Genomic DNA, 20,635 nt, shown 5'->3' with positions numbered 1-20,635 from the left:
GATCCATGGCAAGCGCCGGTGGAATTTCCTCCCGCGTGTTGCTGCCTAATCCGCTAGTCTTGAGCCATCTTGAAACGGAGCTGCCCATGTTCGAATCCGCCGAAATCGGTCACGCCATCGACAAAGACACCTTTGAGGCCGAGGTGCCGGCCCTGCGCGAGGCCCTGCTGGAAGTGCAGTACGAGCTGCAGCAGCAGAAGCGCTTCCCGGTGATTATCCTGATCAACGGTATCGAAGGCGCCGGCAAGGGCGAGACGGTCAAGCTGCTCAATGAATGGATGGACCCGCGCCTGATCGAAGTGCGCACCTTCGACCAGCAGACCGACGAAGAACTGGCGCGCCCGCCGGCCTGGCGCTATTGGCGCCAACTTCCTGCCAAGGGTCGCATGGGCATCTTCTTTGGCAACTGGTACAGCCAGATGCTGCAAAGCCGCGTACATGGGCAGATCAAGGACGCCCGCCTCGACCAGGCCATCGCCGGCGCCGAACGCCTGGAGAAAATGCTCTGCGATGAAGGCGCGCTGATCTTCAAGTTCTGGTTCCACCTCTCCAAGAAACAGATGAAGGCGCGGCTCAAGGCCCTGGCCGATGACCCCCTGCACAGTTGGCGCATCAGCCCGCTGGACTGGCAGCAATCCGAGACCTACGACAAATTCGTGCACTTCGGTGAGCGCGTGTTGCGCCGCACCAGTCGCGACTATGCGCCGTGGCATGTGATCGAAGGCGTGGACAGCAACTACCGCAGCCTCACCGTGGGCAAACTGCTGCTCGAAGGCCTGCAGAATGCGCTCAAGCTGTCCAAGGGCAAGGCCAGCGGCATGAACCCGGCGCCGTTGATCGCCTCGGTGGACAAGAAGAGCCTGCTGGACAGCCTCGACCTGTCCCAGCGCCTGGACAAGGACGATTACGAAGAACAACTGATCACCGAACAGGCGCGTTTCTCCGGACTGATGCGCGACAAGCGCATGCGCAAGCATGCCCTGGTCACGGTGTTCGAGGGCAACGATGCGGCGGGCAAGGGCGGGGCGATCCGTCGGGTGGCGGCAGCGCTGGACCCGCGTCAGTACCACATCGTGCCGATTGCCGCGCCCAGTGAAGACGAACGCGCCCAGCCTTACTTGTGGCGGTTCTGGCAGAAGATCCCGGCGCGCGGCATGTTCACCGTGTTCGACCGTTCCTGGTATGGCCGCGTGCTGGTGGAGCGCATTGAAGGCTTCTGCACCCCGGCGGACTGGATGCGCGCCTATGGCGAGATCAATGACTTCGAAGAGCAACTGCGCGATGCGGGTGTGATCGTGGTCAAGTTCTGGCTGGCCATCGACAAGGACACGCAACTGGAGCGCTTCCAGGCCCGCGAGGAAATCCCGTTCAAGCGCTTCAAGATCACCGAAGACGACTGGCGCAACCGTGACAAATGGGATGACTACCGCGCGGCCGTGGGCGATATGGTCGACCGTACCAGCACCGAGGTGTCGCCCTGGACATTGGTGGAGGCCAACGACAAGCGCTGGGCGCGGGTCAAGGTGTTGCGCACCATCAACCTGGCGCTGGAAGAAGCGTTCGCCAAGACCGACAAGCACGACAAAAAGAAAAAGAAAAAATGACGCAGTGAGCCGGCTCGCCATGGTTTTGTATCTATGGGGTGAATGATCGTCGCGGTGGCGCGGGGCGGGATCTATGCTCGATCCGACAACCACAAGATCGAGGTAGCCCATGCGTGAAGTAGTGATCGTCGACAGTGTGCGAACCGGCCTGGCCAAGTCCTTTCGCGGCAAGTTCAACCAGACCCGCCCCGATGACATGGCGGCCCATTGCGTCAACGCGCTGCTCGCCCGCAACGGCATCGACCCGGCGACGGTGGAGGATTGCATCGTCGGCGCCGGCTCCAACGAGGGCGCACAGGGCTACAACATCGGGCGCAATGTGGCGGTGCTCTCGCAACTGGGCACCGGCGTGGCCGGCATGACCCTCAACCGGTTCTGCTCCTCGAGCTTGCAGGCGATTGCCATTGCGGCCAACCAGATTGCGTCGGGTTGCAGCGATATCATCGTCGCCGGCGGTGTCGAGTCCATCAGCCTGACGATGAAAAGCGTCAATACCGACAACCTGATCAACCCGCTGCTCAAAGAGCAGGTGCCGGGTATCTATTTCCCCATGGGCCAGACCGCCGAGATCGTCGCGCGTCGCTACCACGTCAGCCGCGAAGAACAGGACCTGTACGCCCTGCAAAGCCAGCAGCGCACCGCCCAGGCCCAGGCCGATGGGCTTTTCAGCGATGAAATCGTGCCGATGGCGGTCAAGTACAAAATCGAAGACAAGAACAGCGGTGAGGTGCAGATCCTGGAAGGTGTGGTCGATCGTGACGACTGCAACCGCCCGAACACTACCCTGGCCAGTCTGCACGGTTTGAAGCCGGTGTTCGCCGAGGATGGTTCGGTGACGGCGGGCAACTCGTCGCAGCTCTCCGACGGCGCCTCGATGACGCTGGTGATGAGCCTGGAGAAAGCCCTGGCACTGGGGCTCCAGCCCAAGGCGTTTTTCCGTGGCTTCACCGTGGCCGGTTGCGAGCCGGACGAGATGGGCATCGGCCCGGTGTTCTCGGTGCCCAAGTTGCTCAAGGCCAAGGGGTTGCAGGTGGCGGACATCGACCTGTGGGAGCTTAACGAAGCGTTTGCCTCGCAATGCCTGTATGCGCGCAATCGCCTGGAAATCGACAATGCCAGGTACAACGTCAATGGCGGTTCGATCTCCATCGGGCATCCATTCGGCATGACCGGCTCGCGGCAGGTGGGGCACCTGGTGCGTGAGTTGCAGCGACGCAACCTGCGTTACGGCATCGTCACCATGTGCGTGGGCGGCGGCATGGGGGCCACCGGGTTGTTCGAAGCGGTGCGCTGATCGGCAAATTAAGTGTTCGCTACACAAAGTGCATCGGGTGCCCCTAGAATGCGGCTCCACTTCCTCCAGCTTCTGGGGTACTCATGCACATCTCTTCCGGCCGCTGTGTCTATGGTTTTCTCCTGACCCTGCTGACCGCGTTTCTGTGGGGCATTCTGCCGATCAAACTCAAGCAGGTGCTGCAGGTGATGGACCCGATCACCGTCACCTGGTTTCGCCTGATCGTGGCCGGCAGTTGCCTGTTCGTCTACCTGGCGCTGACCAAACGCTTGCCCAGCCGCAAGGTGCTTGGCCCCCGGGGTGGTTGGCTGGTGGCGATGGCGGTGTGCGGACTGGTGGGCAACTACGTGCTGTACCTGGTGGGCCTGAAATTGCTCAGCCCCGGCACCGCGCAGTTGGTGGTGCAGATGGGGCCGATCTTTTTGATGGTCGCCAGTGTGTTCGTCTTCAAGGAGCGCTTCAGCCTGGGACAGGGGGTGGGGCTGGTGGTGTTGATCATTGGTTTCGGCCTGTTTTTCAACCAGCGCCTGGAAGAACTGCTGACCTCGCTCGGCGCCTACACCGCCGGCGTGCTGACCATCCTGCTTGCCACCACGATCTGGGTGTTCTACGCCCTCGGCCAGAAACAACTGCTGACGGTGTGGAACTCGCTGCAGGTGATGATGGTGATCTACCTGTCCTGCGCCGTGTTGCTCACGCCTTGGGCACATCCCCTGGAGGCGTTGCACCTGAGCCCGCTGCAAGGCTGGCTATTGCTGGCGTGCTGCATGAATACCCTGGTGGCCTACGGCGCCTTTGCCGAAGCGCTGGCCCACTGGGAGGCCTCGCGGGTCAGTGCGACCCTGGCGCTCACGCCTTTGGTGACCTTTGTGGCGGTGGCCGTGGCGGCCTGGCTGTGGCCCGACTATGTGCAGGCCGAAGAGATCAACGCCCTGGGCTATGCCGGGGCGTTGGTGGTGGTGCTGGGTTCGGCAGCCGTGGCGCTGGCGCCGTCGTTGCTCGCCGGGCTCAGGGCCCGGCGGTTGCGCCTGGCGTCCTAGGCTAGGTGCCCAGCATGTCTTCGGGGCGAACCCACTGGTCGAACTCCCCATCGGTGAGGTAGCCCAGTTCCAGCGCGGCTTCCCGCAGCGTCAGCCCTTCGGCATAGGCCTTCTTGGCGATCTCGGCGGACTTGTCGTAGCCAATGTGCGGGTTGAGCGCGGTGACCAGCATCAAGCCACGCTCCAAGTGTTCCGCCATTTGCACAGGGTCAGGCTCCAGCCCGGCCACGCAGTGTTCCTGGAAGTTGTTGCAGCCGTCGGCCAGCAGGCGGATCGACTCCAGCAGGTTGTGGATGATTACCGGCTTGTACACATTCAACTGCAAGTGACCCTGGCTGGCGGCAATGCCGATGGTCACGTCATTGCCCAACACCTGGCAGGCCAGCATCGACAGTGCTTCACACTGGGTCGGGTTGACCTTGCCCGGCATGATCGAGCTGCCCGGTTCGTTGGCCGGCAATTTCACTTCGGCCAGCCCGGTGCGCGGCCCGGAGCCCAGCAGGCGCAGGTCATTGGCGATTTTCATCAGGGCCACGGCCAGGGTTTTCAGCGCGCCGTGCAGCGTCACGAGAGGCTCATGGCCGGAGAGGGCGGCGAATTTGTTCGGCGCGGTGACGAACGGCAAGCCCGATAGCGCCGCCAGCTCCGAGGCAATCGCCTCGCCGAAGCCATGGGGCGCATTGAGCCCGGTGCCCACGGCGGTGCCGCCCTGGGCCAGCTCGCACACGGCGGGCAGGGCGGCACGGATCGCACGTTCGGCATAGTCGAGTTGAGCGATGAATGCCGACAGCTCCTGGCCGAAGGTGATCGGGGTGGCATCCATCATGTGGGTGCGCCCGGTCTTCACCAGCTTCATATGTTTGGCGGCTTGCTCTGCCAGGCCGCCGGACAGGGTGGCAATCGCCGGCAGCAACCGTTGATGCACCGCCTGCACGGCGGCGATGCTCATGGCGGTAGGGAAGCAGTCATTGGAACTCTGGGAACGGTTGACGTGATCGTTGGGGTGCACCGGGCTCTTGCCGCCGCGCTTATTGCCCGCCAGTTCGTTGGCGCGACCGGCGATCACTTCGTTGGCGTTCATGTTGCTCTGGGTCCCGCTACCGGTCTGCCACACCACCAGGGGGAACTGGTCGTCATGTTGACCGGCCAGCACTTCGTCGGCGGCCTGTTCGATCAGGCGGGCGATGTCGGCGGGCAGGTCGCCATTGCGGTCGTTGACCCGTGCCGCCGCCTTCTTGACCAGGGCCAGGGCGTGCAACACCGCCAGGGGCATGCGCTGCTCGCCGATGGCGAAGTTCACCAGCGAACGTTGGGTCTGGGCGCCCCAGTAAGCGTCATCCGGGACATCGACTTCTCCCAGGCTGTCGGTTTCGATACGGCTCATCGGGCACACTCCTTCAGGTTCGTTTGCGCAGTTTAGGCTGTGAAGAGCCTCGGGGGTTCCCCTGAAAGACTTTTCATCGGGCAATCCCTGTCCGACAAGGCCCGGGGTTGAGCCCTAAGGTTTTTTAGGCGCAGAATGGGCGCCCTTGGGGTCTTACCTCGCCTGCTAGAAAAGGAAACTCGATGACTCGTCTTCGTGCCATCTGTACCGCGGTTGCTCTGGTTTGCGCCAGCGGCCAGGTTCTTGCCGATACCGCCAGCCACAACGCCAGTGCCGAAGCCTTCCTTACCCTGGCCCACGCCGACAAGCTGGGTACCCCGGTGTACATGCAAGTGCAACAAATGTTCGCCCAGCGTTTCGAACAGACCAAGGCGCCTGCCGCCAAGCAGTCCGTACTGGACAGCTACCAGGCCAAGGCCAACGCCGCCCTCGACCAGGCCATCGGCTGGCCGAAGCTGAAACCGGACATGGTCAAGCTCTACACCACCAACTTCAGCGAATCCGAGCTCAAGGACCTGGTTGCCTTCTACCAGTCGCCACTGGGCAAGAAAGTCCTGGAAAAAATGCCGCAACTGACCCAGCAATCGGCCCAGATGACCCAGGCGAAGCTGGAAAGCGCCGTGCCGGTGGTGAACAAGCTGTTGGAAGACATGACCAACGAGCTGACGCCTAAAGCCGCCGCCCCGGCCAAGAAGAAGTAAGCAGGAATGACCATGCAACAGCGTATCGAAACGGCGCTTGCCGCCCTGGGCACCGACCACCTGAGTGTGCTGGACGAAAGCCACATGCACAGCCGTGGGTTGCAGACCCACTTCAAGGCCGTGCTGGTCAGCCCGCAGTTCGAGGGGCTCAACCGCGTCAAGCGCCACCAGAAGGTCTACGCCACCCTGGGTGACCTGATGAGCGAGTTTCATGCGCTGGCGCTGCATACCTACACGCCTGAAGAGTGGGCGAAAATCGACGCAGCCCCGGCCTCGCCGACCTGCGCCGGCGGGCATGATTGATGATCGGGTGTCTCTGACACCGGGCATTTGTTAGAATCCGCGACGCGCCGCCTAGACGGCGCGTTTTTTTTGCATCCGGTTCACCCCTTACGAGGGTAGCCACCTGGAGAGAACACCCATGACTCAACCGATTGTCGTGGCGGCACTGTATAAGTTCGTCACCCTCGAAGATTACGTCGCCCTGCGCGAGCCACTGTTGCAGGCGATGCTCGACAACGGCATCAAAGGCACCTTGCTGATCGCCGAGGAAGGCATCAACGGCACCGTTTCCGGCAGCCGCGAAGGCATTGATGGCTTGATGGCCTGGCTGAAGAACGACCCGCGCATGGTCGACATCGACCACAAAGAATCCTACTGCGACGACCAGCCGTTCTACCGCACCAAGGTCAAGCTCAAGAAAGAGATCGTGACCCTGGGCGTCGAAGGCGTCGACCCGAACAAGAAGGTCGGCACCTACGTCGACCCGCAGGACTGGAACGCGCTGATCAGCGACCCGGAAGTGCTGTTGATCGACACCCGTAACGACTACGAAGTGTCCATCGGCACCTTTGAAGGCGCGATCGACCCGAAAACCACCAGCTTTCGCGAATTTCCCGACTATATCAAAGCCAACTTCGACCCGGCCAAGCACAAGAAAGTCGCCATGTTCTGCACCGGCGGCATTCGTTGCGAGAAGGCCTCGAGCTACATGCTCAGTGAGGGTTTCGATGAGGTCTACCACCTCAAGGGCGGCATCCTGAAGTACCTCGAAGAGGTGCCGCAGGCAGAAACCAAATGGCAGGGCGACTGCTTTGTTTTCGACAATCGCGTCACCGTGCGCCACGACTTGAGCGAAGGCGACTACGATCAATGTCATGCCTGCCGCACACCCGTGAGTGTTGAGGACCGCGCCTCCGAGCACTATGTGGCGGGCATCAGCTGCCCGCATTGCTGGGATAAGCTGCCGGAGAAAACCCGCCGCAGTGCGATCGACCGGCAGAAGCAGATCGAGCTGGCCAAGGCCCGTAACATGCCGCACCCGATTGGTTTCAACTACAAGCAAACTCCTTCCGAGGCCTGAGCCATGTCCGCGCGCCTGCTCTATGTAATGGACCCGATGTGTTCCTGGTGCTGGGGCTTTGCCCCGGTGGCCGAGGCGTTGGTGGAGCAGGCCCAGGCGGCCGGCGTGGAGCTGCACCTGGTGGTGGGCGGCTTGCGTACCGGCAGTGGCGCGGCGCTGGAGCCAACCACGCGGCGCTACATCCTGGAGCACTGGCAGGCGGTGACCGACGCCACCGGCCAGCCGTTCAAGCGTGACGGCGCATTGCCCGACGGTTTCGTGTATGACACGGAGCCGGCGTGCCGCGCCATCGTCACGGCGCGCAGCCTGGCGCCGGATTGTGCATGGAAGCTGCTGGGGCTGATCCAGCGCGCGTTTTATGTCGAGGGCCGCGACGTGACTCTCGCCAGTGTGCTGGTGGAACTGGCCGAACAGGCGGGCATCCCGCGCATCGAGTTTGCCGGCGAATTCGACCGCGCCGAACAGCACGCCGCCACCGCTGCCGATTTTACCTGGGTACAGGACCTGGGCATCGCCGGTTTCCCGACGCTGCTGGCCGAGCGCAATGGCCAGTTGGCGTTGCTGACCAACGGTTACCAGCCGCTGTCCGAGCTTTCGCCTTTGCTGGGCCGATGGCTGGAGCGAGCCACCTGTGCATGAGCAACCTCAACGCACCGACCGCCTGACCTGGGCGGAAATCCGCCGCCTGGCCCTGCGCCACAAGAAGTCCCTGTGGATCGCCAATGGCGTCGCCGTGCTGGCGACTCTGTGCAGCGTGCCCATCCCTCTGTTGTTGCCGTTGCTGGTGGATGAAGTGTTGCTGGGCCGTGGCGATGCCGCGCTCAAGGTGATGAACCACGCCTTGCCCCTGGGCTGGCAGAAAGCCGCCGGCTATATCGGCCTGATGTTGCTGGTGACGCTGTTCCTGCGCTGCGGCGCGCTGGTGTTCAATGTGGTACAGGCGCGGCTGTTTGCGCGGTTGGCCAAGGACATCGTGTACCGCATCCGCGTGCGCCTGATCGAGCGGCTCAAGCGTATTTCCCTCGGCGAATACGAAAGCCTGGGCAGTGGCACGGTCACCACCCACCTGGTCACCGACCTGGACACGCTGGACAAATTCGTCGGCGAAACCCTCAGCCGGTTCCTGGTGGCGATGCTTACGTTGGTGGGCACGTCGGCAATCCTGGTGTGGATGCATTGGCAACTGGCGCTGCTGATCCTGCTGTTCAACCCGTTGGTGATCTACGCCACGGTGCAGTTGGGCAAACGCGTCAAACACCTGAAGAAACTGGAGAACGACAGCACCTCGCGGTTTACCCAGGCCCTGACCGAAACCCTGGATGCCATCCAGGAAGTGCGCGCCGGCAACCGCCAGGGCTTCTTCCTCGGGCGCCTCGGCCAGCGGGCCCAGGAAGTGCGCGACTACGCGATCCATTCCCAGTGGAAAACCGACGCATCGAGCCGCGCCAGCGGGTTGTTGTTCCAGTTCGGTATCGACATCTTCCGTGCGGCGGCCATGCTCACGGTGCTGTTCTCCGACCTGTCCATCGGCCAGATGCTCGCGGTGTTCAGCTACCTGTGGTTCATGATCGGCCCGGTGGAGCAGTTGCTGAACCTGCAGTACGCCTATTACGCGGCGGGCGGGGCGCTGACGCGGATCAACGAACTGCTGGCGCGGGCCGATGAACCGCAATACGCGGGCGGCGAAGACCCGTTTACCGGGCGCGAAACCGTCGGCATCGAAGTACGTGGCCTGAATTTCGGTTATGGCGAAGACCTGGTCCTCGACCAGTTGAACCTGGCCATCGCGCCCGGCGAGAAGGTCGCAATCGTCGGCGCCAGCGGCGGTGGCAAAAGCACCCTGGTGCAACTGCTGCTGGGCCTGTACACGCCCCAGGCCGGGACGATCCGCTTTGGCGGTGCCACCCAGCAGGAAATCGGCCTGGAGACCATCCGCGAGCACGTCGCCGTGGTGCTGCAACACCCGGCGCTGTTCAACGACACCGTGCGCGCCAACTTGACCATGGGCCGCGAGCGCAGTGACCAGGCCTGCTGGCAGGCACTGGAAATCGCGCAGTTGGAGGCGACCGTCAAGGCGTTGCCCATGGGCCTGGACAGTGTGGTGGGGCGTTCCGGGGTGCGGTTTTCCGGCGGCCAGCGTCAGCGCCTGGCGATTGCGCGCATGGTGTTGGCCGAACCGAAAGTGGTGATCCTCGACGAAGCGACTTCCGCCCTGGACGCCGCCACCGAGTACAACCTGCACCAGGCGCTGGCGCGCTTCCTCAGCGGCCGTACTACACTGATCATCGCCCACCGCCTGTCGGCGGTTAAGCAGGCAGATCGAGTCTTAGTGTTCGACGGCGGTCACATTGCAGAGGATGGCGACCATCAGCAATTGATTGCTGACGGTGGTTTGTACGCCAAACTCTATGGGCACTTGCAACAAGTACGTTGATTTAGCCTAGGCTGAGCTATCGGAAGCGGTGTTTCGCGTGCGTATCCAGCAGTGCATGTGCAAGGGGCTTCATGAAGCAAAAGCGGACTCTCGGAACTCCACGGTTGTTGGGCATTGTCTGGCCCTTTATCGCCGTGGTGCTGTTCCAGGCATTGTTGGGTTGTGTCAGCCTCTACGTGCTCTCGGCGGTGCGCGGTTATGTGGCTGGCGAAAGCCTGTGGTCCAAGGGCCAGAAAGACGCGATCTACTACCTGACGCTGTATGCCGACAACCGCGACGAAACCACTTACCTCAAATACCAGCAGGCGATCGCCGTGCCCCAGGGTGGGCATGAACTGCGTGTCGCCCTGGACCGCTCCACCCCTGATCTTGCTGCCGCTCGGTTGGGTATCCTCAAGGGCGGCAACCACCCGGATGACGTCGCCAGTCTGATCTGGCTGTACCTCAACTTCCGCCATTTCAGCTACCTGGAAAAAGCCATCGAGCTTTGGACCGTGGGCGATGGCTACCTGGTGCAACTGGATGACCTGGCGCGAGAGATGCACGGTGCAATCACCCGTGACCAGGTCAGCGCCAACGATGTGCGCCAATGGAAGGCGCATATCATCGCCATCAACGAAGGTGTGACGCCCGCTGCCAAGGCGTTCAGCGATGCCTTGGGCGAAGGTTCGCGGATGATCCTGCGGCTGCTGGTGATCACCAACCTGGCCACGGCACTGGGCCTGATTGTGCTGGCGCTGTTGCGCACGCATAAACTGCTGGCCCAGCGCCATGCCTTCGCCGACGCCCTGCAGCAAGAGAAGGAGCGGGCGCAGATCACCCTGGAGTCGATTGGCGACGGGGTGATTACCACTGATGTCGATGGCGCCATCACGTACATGAACCCGGCGGCCGAGGCGCTGACCCACTGGAATTCTGCCCAGGCCCAGGGGCTGCCCCTGGCGGCGCTGTTCAATCTGCTGGATGACAATGCCCAGCCCGATGGCTTTACCCTGATCGAACATATCGTCAAGGGCCAGCTCGGCGGCGGCAGGGAGCATTCGAAAACCATCCAGCGCCTGGATGGCAGCACGGTCTCGGTGACCCTGGTAGGCGCGCCGATCCGCAGCGCCGGCAAGGTGACCGGGGCGGTGCTGGTGCTGCACGACATGACCCAGGAGCGTCAATACATCGCCAACCTGTCCTGGCAGGCGACCCATGACGCCCTGACCGGCCTGGCCAACCGCCGTGAGTTCGAGTACCGCCTGGAGCAGGTGCTCCACCCCATGGGGACGCAGCAGGGCGGGCGGCATGCGCTGATGTTCCTCGACCTGGACCAGTTCAAGTTGGTCAACGACACCTGTGGCCATGCGGCAGGCGACGAGTTGTTGCGGCATATCTGCGCGCTGTTGCAATCGGACCTGCGTGAAGGTGACACCCTGGCGCGCCTGGGCGGCGATGAATTCGGCATTCTGCTGGAGAACTGCCCGGCAGCCGCGGCTGAAAAAATCGCCGAGAGTCTGCGTCATACGGTGCAAAGCCTGCACTTCGTATGGAAGGGCCGGCCATTCATGACCACCGTCAGCATCGGCCTGGTGCACCTTGGGCACACCCCGACGACCCTGGAAACCTCACTGCGCGCCGCCGACATGGCGTGCTACATGGCCAAGGAAAAGGGCCGCAACCGCGTGCAGGTCTACCACGCCGACGACTCGGAATTGTCCGTGCGCTTCGGCGAAATGGCCTGGGTGCAGCGCCTGCACATGGCCCTGGAAGAAAACCGGTTCTGCCTCTATGCCCAGGAAATCTCACCCCTGGGGCACACTGACGGTGGCGATGGGCATATCGAGATCCTGCTGCGCCTGCATGACGAGGCTGGCCGCATCATCCTGCCGGACAGCTTTATCCCGGCCGCCGAACGCTATGGCTTGATGACGTCCCTGGACCGCTGGGTAGTAGAAAATGTGTTCAAGATCATCAGCCGATGTCTGCAGGAGCGCCCGGGGCGTCCCTTGGCGATGTGTGCGATCAACCTGTCAGGCATCACCATTGGCGATGATGACTTCCTCGGGTTTTTGCGTGAGAAGTTTCATACATACAATATTCCGCCGGGCATGATCTGTTTTGAAATTACTGAAACCAGCGCAATTGCAAATTTGGGCAGTGCGATCCGATTTATCAATGAACTCAAAGCCTTGGGTTGTCATTTTTCGCTGGATGACTTTTGTGCCGGAATGTCCTCGTTCGCATATCTCAAACATTTACCTGTAGACTTCCTGAAGATCGATGGAAGTTTCGTAAAGGATATGCTGGACGACCCGATTAACCGCGCGATGGTCGAAGTGATCAACCACATCGGCCATGTCATGGGTAAGCGCACAATTGCAGAGTTTGTCGAGACACCGCACATCGAACAGGCGTTACTCGAAATTGGTGTGGATTACGCTCAGGGCTACCTGATTGAACGACCGCAATTGTTTACCTTTGATAGCTTGCAGTGTCGACCTGTGCGGCCGCAGCCTCTGTTATTCAAGGCGCCCGGCACATTCCGCTGAAAACTTTGCTGGTCTGTACAATCACACTTAAAAAGGAGCCTTACAGTGATCGACACATTCAACAGAACCGGCCCGCTTATGGAAGCCTCGAGTTACCCCGCCTGGGCTCAGAAACTGATCCTGGACTGTAGCGAGAGCAAGCGCCGAGTTGTCGAACACGAACTGTACCAGCGCATGCGCGACAATACGCTCAGCGCCAGGACCATGCGCCACTACCTGATCGGTGGCTGGCCGGTGGTGGAGCAGTTTGCCTTGTACATGGCACAGAACCTCACCAAGACCAAATTTGCCCGCCATCCTGGGGAGGACATGGCGCGCCGCTGGCTGATGCGCAATATTCGCGTGGAGCTCAACCACGCCGATTACTGGGTCAATTGGGCCCGTGCCCACGGCGTGAGCCTGGACGAATTGCAAGCCCAGGACGTACCGCCGGAGTTGCATGCCCTCAGCCATTGGTGCTGGCACACCAGCTCGGCCGATTCGTTGATCGTGGCCATTGCCGCGACCAACTACGCGATTGAAGGCGCAACCGGCGAGTGGTCCGCCGTCGTGTGTTCCACCGGTGTCTACGCGGCGGCCTTCCCCGAGGAAGAACGCAAGCGTGCGATGAAGTGGCTGAAGATGCATGCCCAGTACGATGACGCCCACCCGTGGGAAGCGCTGGAAATCATCTGCACCCTGGCCGGGATGAACCCCACCAAGGCATTGCAGGCGGAACTGCGCCAAGCCGTGTGCAAGAGCTACGACTACATGTATTTGTTCCTGGAAAGCTGCATGCGTCTGGAGAAAGAAAAAGCCCCGGCGGTGATGCGTGAGCGTCAGGCGCGGGTTGCCAGCGAGGCTTGATGTAACCGTTGTGGCGAGCGGGCTTGCCCCGCGTTGGGCCGCGAAGCGGCCCGCTTTTTATTCAAAAAGCATGGGACTGCTGCGCAGTCCAACGCGGGGCAAGCCCGCTCGCCACAACATGCCCGATTACCCCAACAAGCCTTATTGCCCCAACAAGCCTTATTGCCACAGCAAGCCAGTTCGCTACAGCTGAAGGGGGTTACCCCGCCATCGCCAGGCGGTTGCGGCCTTCGCGCTTGGCCACGTACAACGCACTATCGGCCCGGCGCAGCAGGCTTTCGGCAGATTCGGCGGGCAGCAGGGTCGAGCAACCCAGGCTCACCGTCAATTCGATCCGCGTTCCGTCCGCCCAATAATCCTGGGCTTGTGTCGCCTGGCGCAGGCGTTCGCCAACCATCTTCGCCGCATCGCGGCCGGTGTTGGACAGCAGGATCAGAAACTCTTCCCCGCCATAACGAAACACCATGTCCACGTTACGCAGCTGGCTCTTGATCGATGCCGCCACAGTGCGCAGCACGTTGTCGCCGGCGGCATGGCCGTGGGTGTCGTTGATGGTCTTGAAGTGGTCGATGTCCAGCATCAGCAAGGACAGCGGGTTCAGGTGGCGGCGCGCCATGTCGATTTCCCGTTGCAGGGTCTGGTCCATGGCGATGCGGTTGCCGGTCTCGGTCAGTGGGTCACGCAGCGCGCTGCGGGTGGCGGCGCGGTAGAGCAGGGCGTTGCGCATCGGGTAGAGCAGGGTCGCCAGCAGCGATTCAAGTTGGCCGAGTTCTTCTTCCGCCAGGCGCTGGTTGCGCCGGAAGATCAGCTCGCCCAGGTGCTCGCCTTCATGGCTCAAGCTGTAGCTCATCGAGTGATGGCCGCGATGGCCGAACTCCAGGCGCAGGTCGCTGGCCTGGTGACGGTAGTGCAGGGCGTCCAGGGGCACCAGGCGTTGGATCTCACGGAAGAACAGCGCCAGAATGCGCTCCGGTTCCAGGCTGGTTTGCAGTTGCTGGCCCAGTTGCTGGCGAAGTTCGATAACGGTGGTGGGGCGGCGCGGCAGGAGGGCGGGTTGACCAAAGCCCAGGCGTTGCAATTTGGCACTGTCAAAGTCAATTGCATGGGTCTGGGTAGGTGTTTTCATAACCGTTCGGCCTCTAAGCGCTCAGCTGTCTTACAGGCTCGATGAGAGTGGCGAATGCCAGGCGTCTTACTGTTCCTTCAGTTCCGTAAAACATGAATTACAGTCTAGACCGCTTTACCGTGGGTTATAACCCCTGGGCACTGCCGCACGTCTTGTCATCGCTTAACCTGCTTGGAGAGGGTTAGAGCGAGTTTCATGCCACATTCGTTCAATTAAATAAAAAGCCTTACAAATCAAGCGACTGTTTTTATCTCTAAAAACAGTCGCCGAAGGATGACGCCAGTTATTTGGCAAGCGGGCGTCGCGCTTACTGTTTTTGCGGATCGAACTGTTTATCGCGAATAAACAACGCCGGGATGACGCCGCAGATGAAGTACGCGCCGCCCATTACCAGAAACCCCATGCCGATGGAGCCATGGGACGCCAGGAAACCAATGGCTGCCGGTGCCACTGCCGCACCAATGCGCCCGATGTTGTAGGCCCCGCCCACTGCCGAACCACGAAACTTCGCCTCGAAGCTTTCGGTCATGTAGGTGGCATTCACGCCATAGGGAATCCCGTACAGGAAACCGAACACCACCAGCATCCACAAGATGTTCTCCGGGCTCTGGAACAACACGATTACCGGCAGGAAGACCGCCGTGCCCAGGGCGCCAAACGCAAACACGGCGCGACGTCCCAGGCGATCCGCCGCCAACCCCGCAAGGATCTTGCCGAAGATCATCGCGGCGTAGGTGCCGACCATATAGCTGGTCATCGACTTGAAGTTCATCCCCAGTTCGCTTTCCAGGTAGGACGGCATCCAGTTGTTCACACCGTAGTAGCCGAACTGCAGGAAGCCTGCGGTCAAGGCCCAGAGCAGGAACATGCGGCTGGCTTTGGGGTCGCTGAAGATCAGCTTGAACATGCCGTCTGGCTTTTTCTGCTGGGCTTGCCGGGTGCCATTGGCTTTCTCCTGCGCGCGCTCGGCGCGTGCGGTCAGCCAGGCTTGAGGCTCTGGCACCAGGCGTTGCATCAACACGGCGAGGATCACCGGGATGATCGCCACGTAAAACAACCAGCGCCAGCCGTGTTCGGGCAGGATCCAGCCTGCCAGCAGCGTGGCGACGATGTACCCCACCGACCAGCCAGCCTGTAGGGTGCCGAGCACAGTGGTGCGGTAGCGGGTCGGCACGTATTCGGCCATCAGCGTATTGCACGCCACATACAGCGCACCCAGGCCGAGGGAGGCGAAAAACCGCGTGCTCGCGAACTGCCAATAGCTGTGGGTCATGCCCAGGATCGCCGTGCCCACGGAGAACAGCACGATGCTCCACACGACGGTTTTGACCCGGCCGAAGCGGTCACAGGCCCAGCCCCCGTAGATGCCACCAATGGCCATGCCGGCCAGGGTGAAACTGCCCAGGCTGCCGGCCTCGACGCTGGTCAGGCCGAACTCGGCCTTGAGGCTGCTGAGGCTGTAGGACAGCAACATGAGGTCTGCGCCATCGATCAACAGACCGAGGAAGCAGAAGATAAAGACAATGATCCACAGTTTGCTTTTTGCAGGCGACAACGCGCCCGCCGATGCGGCGACTTCCATAGCGATACCTTGTTGTAGTTGTTAGGGCATTGGGTATGGGTGGTGCTCAGCGTTGCGCCGCGCGAATCATGTTGCGGGCAATCACCAGTTGCTGGATCTGCGTGGTGCCTTCGTAGAGGCGGAACAGGCGAACATCCCGGTAGAAACGTTCAATGGCGTACTCGCTGATATAGCCGGCGCCGCCATGGATCTGCACACAGCGGTCAGCGACGCGACCGCACATCTCGGTGGCGAACATCTTCGAGCAAGAAGCTTCGGTGCCGATGTCCCGGCCTTCGTCACGCTTGCGGGCGGCGTCGAGCACCATGCAGCGCGCCGCATAGATTTCGGCCTTGCTGTCGGCGAGCATGGCCTGGATCAGCTGGAACTCGGCAATCGGCTGGCCGAATTGCTTGCGTTCGATCGCGTAGTTCAGCGCGTCACCCAGCATGCGCTCGGCGGCGCCCACGCTGACGGCGGCGATGTGCAGGCGGCCTTTGTCGAGGACCTTCATGGCGGTCTTGAAACCCACGCCTTCCACGCCACCGATCAACTGGCTGGCTGGCACGCGGACGTTGTCGAAGATCACGTCGCTGGTGTGCGCGCCGTGCTGGCCCATCTTGTGATCGCGCTTGCCCAGGGACAGGCCTGGCGTGTCACGTTCGATGATGAACGCGCTGATACCGCCCGAGCCGCGGATCGCCGGGTCGGTGCGCGCCATCACCGTGAAAATCCCGGCGTGGGGTGCGTTGGTGATAAAGCGCTTGGTGCCGTTGATCACGTAGTGGTCGCCATCGCGTACGGCGGTGGTTTTCAGCGAGGCGGCGTCGGAGCCGGAGTCGGGTTCGGTGAGGCAGAACGAGCTGAGCAGCGCACCGCTGGCCAGCAACGGCAGGTAATGTTCCTTCTGCGCATCGGTGCCGTCGAGCAGGATGCCGATGGAGCCGATGCCATTGTTGGTGCCGAAGTACGAGCGGAAGGCCGGGGAGGTGCGCCCCAGTTCAAAGGCGATGGTCACCTCTTCTTCCATGGTCAGGCCCAGGCCGCCGTAGGCTTCGGGAATGGTCAGGCCGAACAGGCCCATGTCCTGGAATTGGCTGATGATGTCCGCCGGGATTTCATCGGTTTCGGCGACTTCGTTTTCCCGTGGGATCAGCGCTTCATCGACGAACTGCGCAATGGCGTCCACCAGGATATGCAGGGTTTGTGCGTCTCGGATCATGTGCAGCCCTCAGCGGCCCGTTCGGCGGGCCTGTTATCGTCAATCTGCCGAGGCCATGCACCTGTCCAGCTAGCGGGTGGCGGCCTCGATATTGTTCACCATGTGCTTGAGGCGGGGGCCGATGTCGTCTTCGAGTTTCTCCCGGGAGAGGTGGAAACTCGGTCCGCCACAGTTGAACGCCAGCAAGCCGTGTTGTGCGTGTCGCAGCGGTACGGCGATGGCGTTGACATCGCGGTGCCACTCACCGATCGACATGCAATAGCCGAAATCGGTGTAGTCCCGGAAGGCGCGTTCCAGCCCCTTGCGGATGTTCGGCCAGTCCTCCAGATGGCGCTGGCGGATGTGGTCGAGAATGAACTCCCGCTCGTTTTCCGGCATCGCTGCCAGGCAGGCGCGGCCTGCTGAACTCAAGTGCAACGGCAACCGTGTACCGACCTGGCGGCGCATGGTCATGTTGGCTTCGCCCTGGACCACATCCAGGTACACCGCGTCGAGGCGGTCGCGGGTGGCCATCGCGACGGCCGCCTGGGCGTACTTGGCCATGGTCTCCATCAACGGGTGGGCCACGGCGCGGATCGACAGGTTCGACAACATGGCGTAACCGAAGGCCATCACGCCCACCTCCAACTGGTACCGGCCCGACTGCGGCAGGTGCCTGAGGTAACCCAAGCGGGTCAGGGTGTGGGTCATGCGGGTGATCGTCGGTTTCGGCAGCCCGGTCTTGCGCGCCAGTTCCTGGTTGCCCAGCACACTCTCGCTCGGCGTGAAACAGCGCAGCAGTTCCAGGCCACGGGCCAGGGCGGTGACGAACTGGCGGTCCTTGTCTTCCTCCTCATCGTTGTGCATCGGGTCAATCAACAAATGCTCGAAGGCGTTGTTGCCTGCTGGGACTTGGTTGTTGTCCGAGTCCGGGTTTCGACGGCGCATGTTAAGCCTCATTTTTTTATAAAATCAACAAAACAAAATAGTATTCCGCACAGCGAAACTAAGCAACTTTTTGCTTGGCGATTATTTGATGCGATAAATCCCGATAAAACAGCAGGTTAAAGACTGTATGTGCATGAGTTCGGGTTTTTACGTTTACACCTGTGGGGACGATACTTATGATTATCGATAAATACGGAATGTTATTTCGCATAGCGAAACAAGTGCAATCCAACTAACAAGAACTGTGCAGCAGGAGTCAATGTGACCAACGCTAACCCACCCGTGGTGACCCTCGACGTCCAGGACAATGGCGTGGCCGTGGTCCGTATCCATCGCCCCGAAGTCAAGAACGCCCTGAATACCCAGGTGCGTGAAGCGCTCGCCGAGCACTTTCGCGCTTTGGCTCGCCGTCAGGATGTGCGTGCCATTGTGCTGACGGGGGGCGAACAGTTCTTCGTCGCAGGTGCGGATATCAAGGAGTTCGCCGCTGCCGGGGCGATCGATATGTACCGCCGCCACACCGAATATCTGTGGGAAGCCATCAGTCGCTGCCCCAAGCCGGTGATCGCGGCCGTCAATGGTTTTGCCCTGGGCGGTGGCTGTGAGCTGGCGATGCATTGCGACCTGATCGTGGCGGGCGAGTCGGCGCGGTTTGCCCAGCCGGAGGTCAAGCTGGGCTTGATGCCGGGGGCGGGCGGCACCCAGCGGCTGGTGCGGGCGGTGGGTAAATTCCAGGCGATGCGCATTGCGCTCACCGGCTGCATGGTCAGCGCAAAGGAAGCCCTGGCCATGGGCATGCTCAGCGAGATGGTCAGCGACGATCAGACACTGCCCCGCGCCCTGGAACTGGCCGCGCAGATCGCCGCGCTGCCGCCGTTGGCGGTGGAGCAGATCAAGGAGGTGATGCTGGCCGGTGCCGACCTGCCGCTGGAGAGCGCCCTGGTGCTGGAGCGCAAGGCGTTCCAATTGTTGTTCGACTCCAAGGACCAGAAGGAGGGCGCTGCGGCGTTCTTCGAAAAACGCACGCCGCAGTACCGGGGGGAATAAGCATGAGCGACGCTATCAACACGATGGGCCTGGTGGGCACCGGTGTCATGGGCGCGGGCATTGCGCAAATCGCTGCTCAGGCCGGTGTTCGGGTATGCCTGTTCGATGCTCGCGACGGCGCTGCGCAAGCGGCCCGTGACAGCCTCGGTGGTACATTTGCGAAGTTGGTGGGCAAGGGCAAGATCAGCCAGGCGGCGGTGGACGCAGCGTTGGCCAACTTGCAGGTGATCGACCGCCTTGAGGACCTGCGCGATTGCGACCTGGTGGTCGAAGCCATCGTGGAAAACCTCGACGCCAAACGCGGCCTCTTGCAACAGCTTGAAGGTATTGTCAGCCCCACGTGCATCCTGGCGACCAACACGTCTTCACTCTCCGTCACGGCCATCGCCACTGGTTGCCGGCACCCCGGGCGTGTGGCGGGCCTGCACTTCTTCAACCCGGTGCCGTTGATGCGCGTGGTGGAGGTGATCGATGGCCTGGCCACCGCGCCCAAGGTCGGTGAGGCATTGCTGGCCCTGGTTGCACGCACCGGCCATCGCGGCGTGCGCGCCAAGGACACGCCTGGTTTCATCGTCAACCACGCCGGCCGGGCCTACGGCACCGAAGCCCTGAAGATGATGGAAGAAGGCATCGCCGAGCGCGGCGATATCGACCGTATCCTGCGCGACGGCGCCGGGTTTCGCATGGGGCCGCTGGAGCTGCTGGACCTCACCGGCCTGGACGTGTCGCACCCGGTGATGGAGTCGATCTACAACCAGTTCTACCAGGAGCCCCGCTACAAACCGTCGCCCCTGACCCGGCAGATGCTGGTGGGCGGCCGCCTGGGGCGCAAGACCGGGCACGGCTTCTATCAGTATGAACACGGCCAGCTCATCAACGGCCCGCAACCCCAGCCGGTGCCCACGGTGCAACCGCTGCCACCGGTGTGGATCGCCACGGAAAACAGTGAAGACTACGAGCGCTTGAGTGCCCTGGTGATCGACCTGGGCGCCCATCTGGAACACGCTGCGCAACCGTCGCCACAGGCGTTATGCCTATTGGCGCCTTACGGCCGCGATGCCACCAGCACGTGCGTGCACTTCGATACCGACCCGGCGCGCACGCTGTGCATCGATGTGCTGACGGACCTGTCGCGCCACCGCACGCTGATGCAAAACCCGCTGACGGCCCCGGCGATGCGCGATGCCGCTCACGCCTTGCTCGCAGCGGATGGCGTGGGCGTCACGGTGATCGGCGACAGCGTTGGTTTTGTGGCCCAACGCACCTTGGCGATGGTGGTCAACCTCGCCTGCGACATTGCCCAGCAGCGCATCGCCAGTGTCGAGGATATCGACCAGGCCGTGCAGCTCGGCCTGGGCTACCCCAACGGCCCGCTGGCCTGGGGCGATGCCCTCGGGCCACGACGCCTGCTCACGATTTTACAGCGCATGAGCGAGCTCACCCACGACCCGCGCTACCGCCCCAGCCCGTGGTTGCGGCGACGGGCGCTGCTGGGGATTTCCCTGCGCCATGAAGCGCCGAAAGCCGGCTGATTTCCCAACCTCACAGGATA

At 61.9% G+C, this 20,635-nt stretch carries 17 protein-coding genes; 12 read left to right on the top strand and 5 right to left on the bottom strand.

Features of this window, described 5'->3' with window-relative positions:
• The first annotated feature begins 86 nt into the window (after positions 1-86).
• From pap to LUU92_RS19995, 3 genes are all read left to right on the top strand, one after another.
• The gene (gene pap / locus LUU92_RS20005; protein ID WP_071490751.1) at positions 87-1,604 is read left to right on the top strand and encodes a polyphosphate:AMP phosphotransferase; all 1,518 of its coding nucleotides are present in this window, start codon (positions 87-89) and stop codon (positions 1,602-1,604) included.
• 109 nt (positions 1,605-1,713) lie between these two features.
• The gene (locus tag LUU92_RS20000) at positions 1,714-2,898 is read left to right on the top strand and encodes a thiolase family protein (protein ID WP_257102549.1); all 1,185 of its coding nucleotides are present in this window, start codon (positions 1,714-1,716) and stop codon (positions 2,896-2,898) included.
• An 83-nt stretch (positions 2,899-2,981) separates the two neighbouring features.
• Positions 2,982-3,938, top strand: coding sequence for a DMT family transporter (locus tag LUU92_RS19995; RefSeq protein WP_257102548.1), 957 nt, complete (start codon positions 2,982-2,984; stop codon positions 3,936-3,938).
• 1 nt (position 3,939) lies between these two features.
• Here the strand turns inward: LUU92_RS19995 and LUU92_RS19990 are convergent, their stop codons facing one another.
• Complete coding sequence (locus LUU92_RS19990; RefSeq protein ID WP_071490748.1) at positions 3,940-5,322, bottom strand: class II fumarate hydratase; 1,383 nt, start codon at positions 5,320-5,322, stop codon at positions 3,940-3,942.
• Positions 5,323-5,504: 182 nt separating this feature from the next.
• Between LUU92_RS19990 and LUU92_RS19985 the strand changes: the two genes are divergently transcribed.
• The 7 genes from LUU92_RS19985 (at position 5,505) to LUU92_RS19955 (ending at position 13,200) form a co-directional block, all read left to right on the top strand.
• The gene (locus tag LUU92_RS19985) at positions 5,505-6,023 is read left to right on the top strand and encodes a DUF2059 domain-containing protein (protein ID WP_058424992.1); all 519 of its coding nucleotides are present in this window, start codon (positions 5,505-5,507) and stop codon (positions 6,021-6,023) included.
• Positions 6,024-6,029: 6 nt separating this feature from the next.
• On the top strand, positions 6,030-6,326 hold the full coding sequence (locus tag LUU92_RS19980) for a BolA family protein (protein ID WP_038847405.1): 297 nt from the start codon (positions 6,030-6,032) through the stop codon (positions 6,324-6,326).
• A 118-nt stretch (positions 6,327-6,444) separates the two neighbouring features.
• On the top strand, positions 6,445-7,386 hold the full coding sequence (gene trhO, locus LUU92_RS19975) for an oxygen-dependent tRNA uridine(34) hydroxylase TrhO (protein ID WP_071490747.1): 942 nt from the start codon (positions 6,445-6,447) through the stop codon (positions 7,384-7,386).
• Between the two features lie 36 nt (positions 7,387-7,422).
• Positions 7,423-8,025 (top strand): DsbA family protein, encoded by a 603-nt coding sequence (locus tag LUU92_RS19970; protein ID WP_172832155.1) that lies wholly within the window; start codon positions 7,423-7,425, stop codon positions 8,023-8,025.
• A complete protein-coding gene (locus LUU92_RS19965; protein WP_058424989.1) occupies positions 8,018-9,820 on the top strand; it encodes an ABC transporter ATP-binding protein in 1,803 nt (600 codons plus the stop codon). Before LUU92_RS19970 ends, LUU92_RS19965 begins: the two co-directional genes overlap by 8 nt.
• A gap of 71 nt (positions 9,821-9,891) precedes the next feature.
• Positions 9,892-12,354, top strand: a complete 2,463-nt coding sequence (locus LUU92_RS19960; protein WP_257102547.1) for an EAL domain-containing protein — start codon at positions 9,892-9,894, stop codon at positions 12,352-12,354.
• A 78-nt stretch (positions 12,355-12,432) separates the two neighbouring features.
• Positions 12,433-13,200 (top strand): iron-containing redox enzyme family protein, encoded by a 768-nt coding sequence (locus LUU92_RS19955; protein ID WP_219733315.1) that lies wholly within the window; start codon positions 12,433-12,435, stop codon positions 13,198-13,200.
• A 199-nt stretch (positions 13,201-13,399) separates the two neighbouring features.
• Here LUU92_RS19955 and LUU92_RS19950 read toward each other — a convergent pair whose 3' ends face one another.
• The 4 genes from LUU92_RS19950 to LUU92_RS19935 all read right to left on the bottom strand — a co-directional run bounded on the left by LUU92_RS19950 (position 13,400) and on the right by LUU92_RS19935 (position 18,048).
• Positions 13,400-14,326 carry a GGDEF domain-containing protein gene (locus LUU92_RS19950; protein ID WP_071490743.1) on the bottom strand — a complete coding sequence of 309 codons (927 nt, stop codon included), beginning with the start codon at positions 14,324-14,326 and terminating at the stop codon, positions 13,400-13,402.
• A gap of 307 nt (positions 14,327-14,633) precedes the next feature.
• Positions 14,634-15,908 (bottom strand): MFS transporter, encoded by a 1,275-nt coding sequence (locus tag LUU92_RS19945; RefSeq protein ID WP_071490742.1) that lies wholly within the window; start codon positions 15,906-15,908, stop codon positions 14,634-14,636.
• A 46-nt stretch (positions 15,909-15,954) separates the two neighbouring features.
• Positions 15,955-17,109 (bottom strand): acyl-CoA dehydrogenase family protein, encoded by a 1,155-nt coding sequence (locus tag LUU92_RS19940; RefSeq protein ID WP_071490741.1) that lies wholly within the window; start codon positions 17,107-17,109, stop codon positions 15,955-15,957.
• A gap of 69 nt (positions 17,110-17,178) precedes the next feature.
• Positions 17,179-18,048 carry an IclR family transcriptional regulator gene (locus tag LUU92_RS19935; RefSeq protein WP_092243260.1) on the bottom strand — a complete coding sequence of 290 codons (870 nt, stop codon included), beginning with the start codon at positions 18,046-18,048 and terminating at the stop codon, positions 17,179-17,181.
• Positions 18,049-18,297: 249 nt separating this feature from the next.
• Here LUU92_RS19935 and LUU92_RS19930 point away from each other — a divergent pair, with 249 nt between their 5' ends.
• Together LUU92_RS19930 and LUU92_RS19925 are read left to right on the top strand one after the other, a co-directional pair.
• Entirely contained in the window at positions 18,298-19,083 is a 786-nt protein-coding gene (locus LUU92_RS19930) for an enoyl-CoA hydratase (RefSeq protein ID WP_071490739.1), read from the top strand.
• Between the two features lie 2 nt (positions 19,084-19,085).
• A complete protein-coding gene (locus LUU92_RS19925; RefSeq protein WP_257102546.1) occupies positions 19,086-20,615 on the top strand; it encodes a 3-hydroxyacyl-CoA dehydrogenase in 1,530 nt (509 codons plus the stop codon).
• The last annotated feature ends 20 nt before the right edge of the window (positions 20,616-20,635 follow it).

It is taken from the genome of Pseudomonas extremorientalis, from assembly GCF_024584605.1.
GTDB classification, from domain to species: Bacteria; Pseudomonadota; Gammaproteobacteria; order Pseudomonadales; family Pseudomonadaceae; genus Aquipseudomonas; species Aquipseudomonas extremorientalis.
This window is presented reverse-complemented; position numbering and strand designations above follow the sequence as displayed.

Bases quoted from the DNA above. Each gene is read 5' to 3' on its own strand.
- pap (WP_071490751.1), top strand. From the start codon at position 87: ATGTTCGAATCCGCCGAAATCGGTCACGCCATCGACAAAGACACCTTT.
- LUU92_RS20000 (WP_257102549.1), top strand. From the start codon at position 1,714: ATGCGTGAAGTAGTGATCGTCGACAGTGTGCGAACCGGCCTGGCCAAG.
- LUU92_RS19995 (WP_257102548.1), top strand. From the start codon at position 2,982: ATGCACATCTCTTCCGGCCGCTGTGTCTATGGTTTTCTCCTGACCCTG.
- LUU92_RS19990 (WP_071490748.1), bottom strand. From the start codon at position 5,322: ATGAGCCGTATCGAAACCGACAGCCTGGGAGAAGTCGATGTCCCGGAT.
- LUU92_RS19985 (WP_058424992.1), top strand. From the start codon at position 5,505: ATGACTCGTCTTCGTGCCATCTGTACCGCGGTTGCTCTGGTTTGCGCC.
- LUU92_RS19980 (WP_038847405.1), top strand. From the start codon at position 6,030: ATGACCATGCAACAGCGTATCGAAACGGCGCTTGCCGCCCTGGGCACC.
- trhO (WP_071490747.1), top strand. From the start codon at position 6,445: ATGACTCAACCGATTGTCGTGGCGGCACTGTATAAGTTCGTCACCCTC.
- LUU92_RS19970 (WP_172832155.1), top strand. From the start codon at position 7,423: ATGTGTTCCTGGTGCTGGGGCTTTGCCCCGGTGGCCGAGGCGTTGGTG.
- LUU92_RS19960 (WP_257102547.1), top strand. From the start codon at position 9,892: ATGAAGCAAAAGCGGACTCTCGGAACTCCACGGTTGTTGGGCATTGTC.
- LUU92_RS19955 (WP_219733315.1), top strand. From the start codon at position 12,433: ATGGAAGCCTCGAGTTACCCCGCCTGGGCTCAGAAACTGATCCTGGAC.
- LUU92_RS19950 (WP_071490743.1), bottom strand. From the start codon at position 14,326: ATGAAAACACCTACCCAGACCCATGCAATTGACTTTGACAGTGCCAAA.
- LUU92_RS19945 (WP_071490742.1), bottom strand. From the start codon at position 15,908: ATGGAAGTCGCCGCATCGGCGGGCGCGTTGTCGCCTGCAAAAAGCAAA.
- LUU92_RS19940 (WP_071490741.1), bottom strand. From the start codon at position 17,109: ATGATCCGAGACGCACAAACCCTGCATATCCTGGTGGACGCCATTGCG.
- LUU92_RS19935 (WP_092243260.1), bottom strand. From the start codon at position 18,048: ATGAGGCTTAACATGCGCCGTCGAAACCCGGACTCGGACAACAACCAA.
- LUU92_RS19925 (WP_257102546.1), top strand. From the start codon at position 19,086: ATGAGCGACGCTATCAACACGATGGGCCTGGTGGGCACCGGTGTCATG.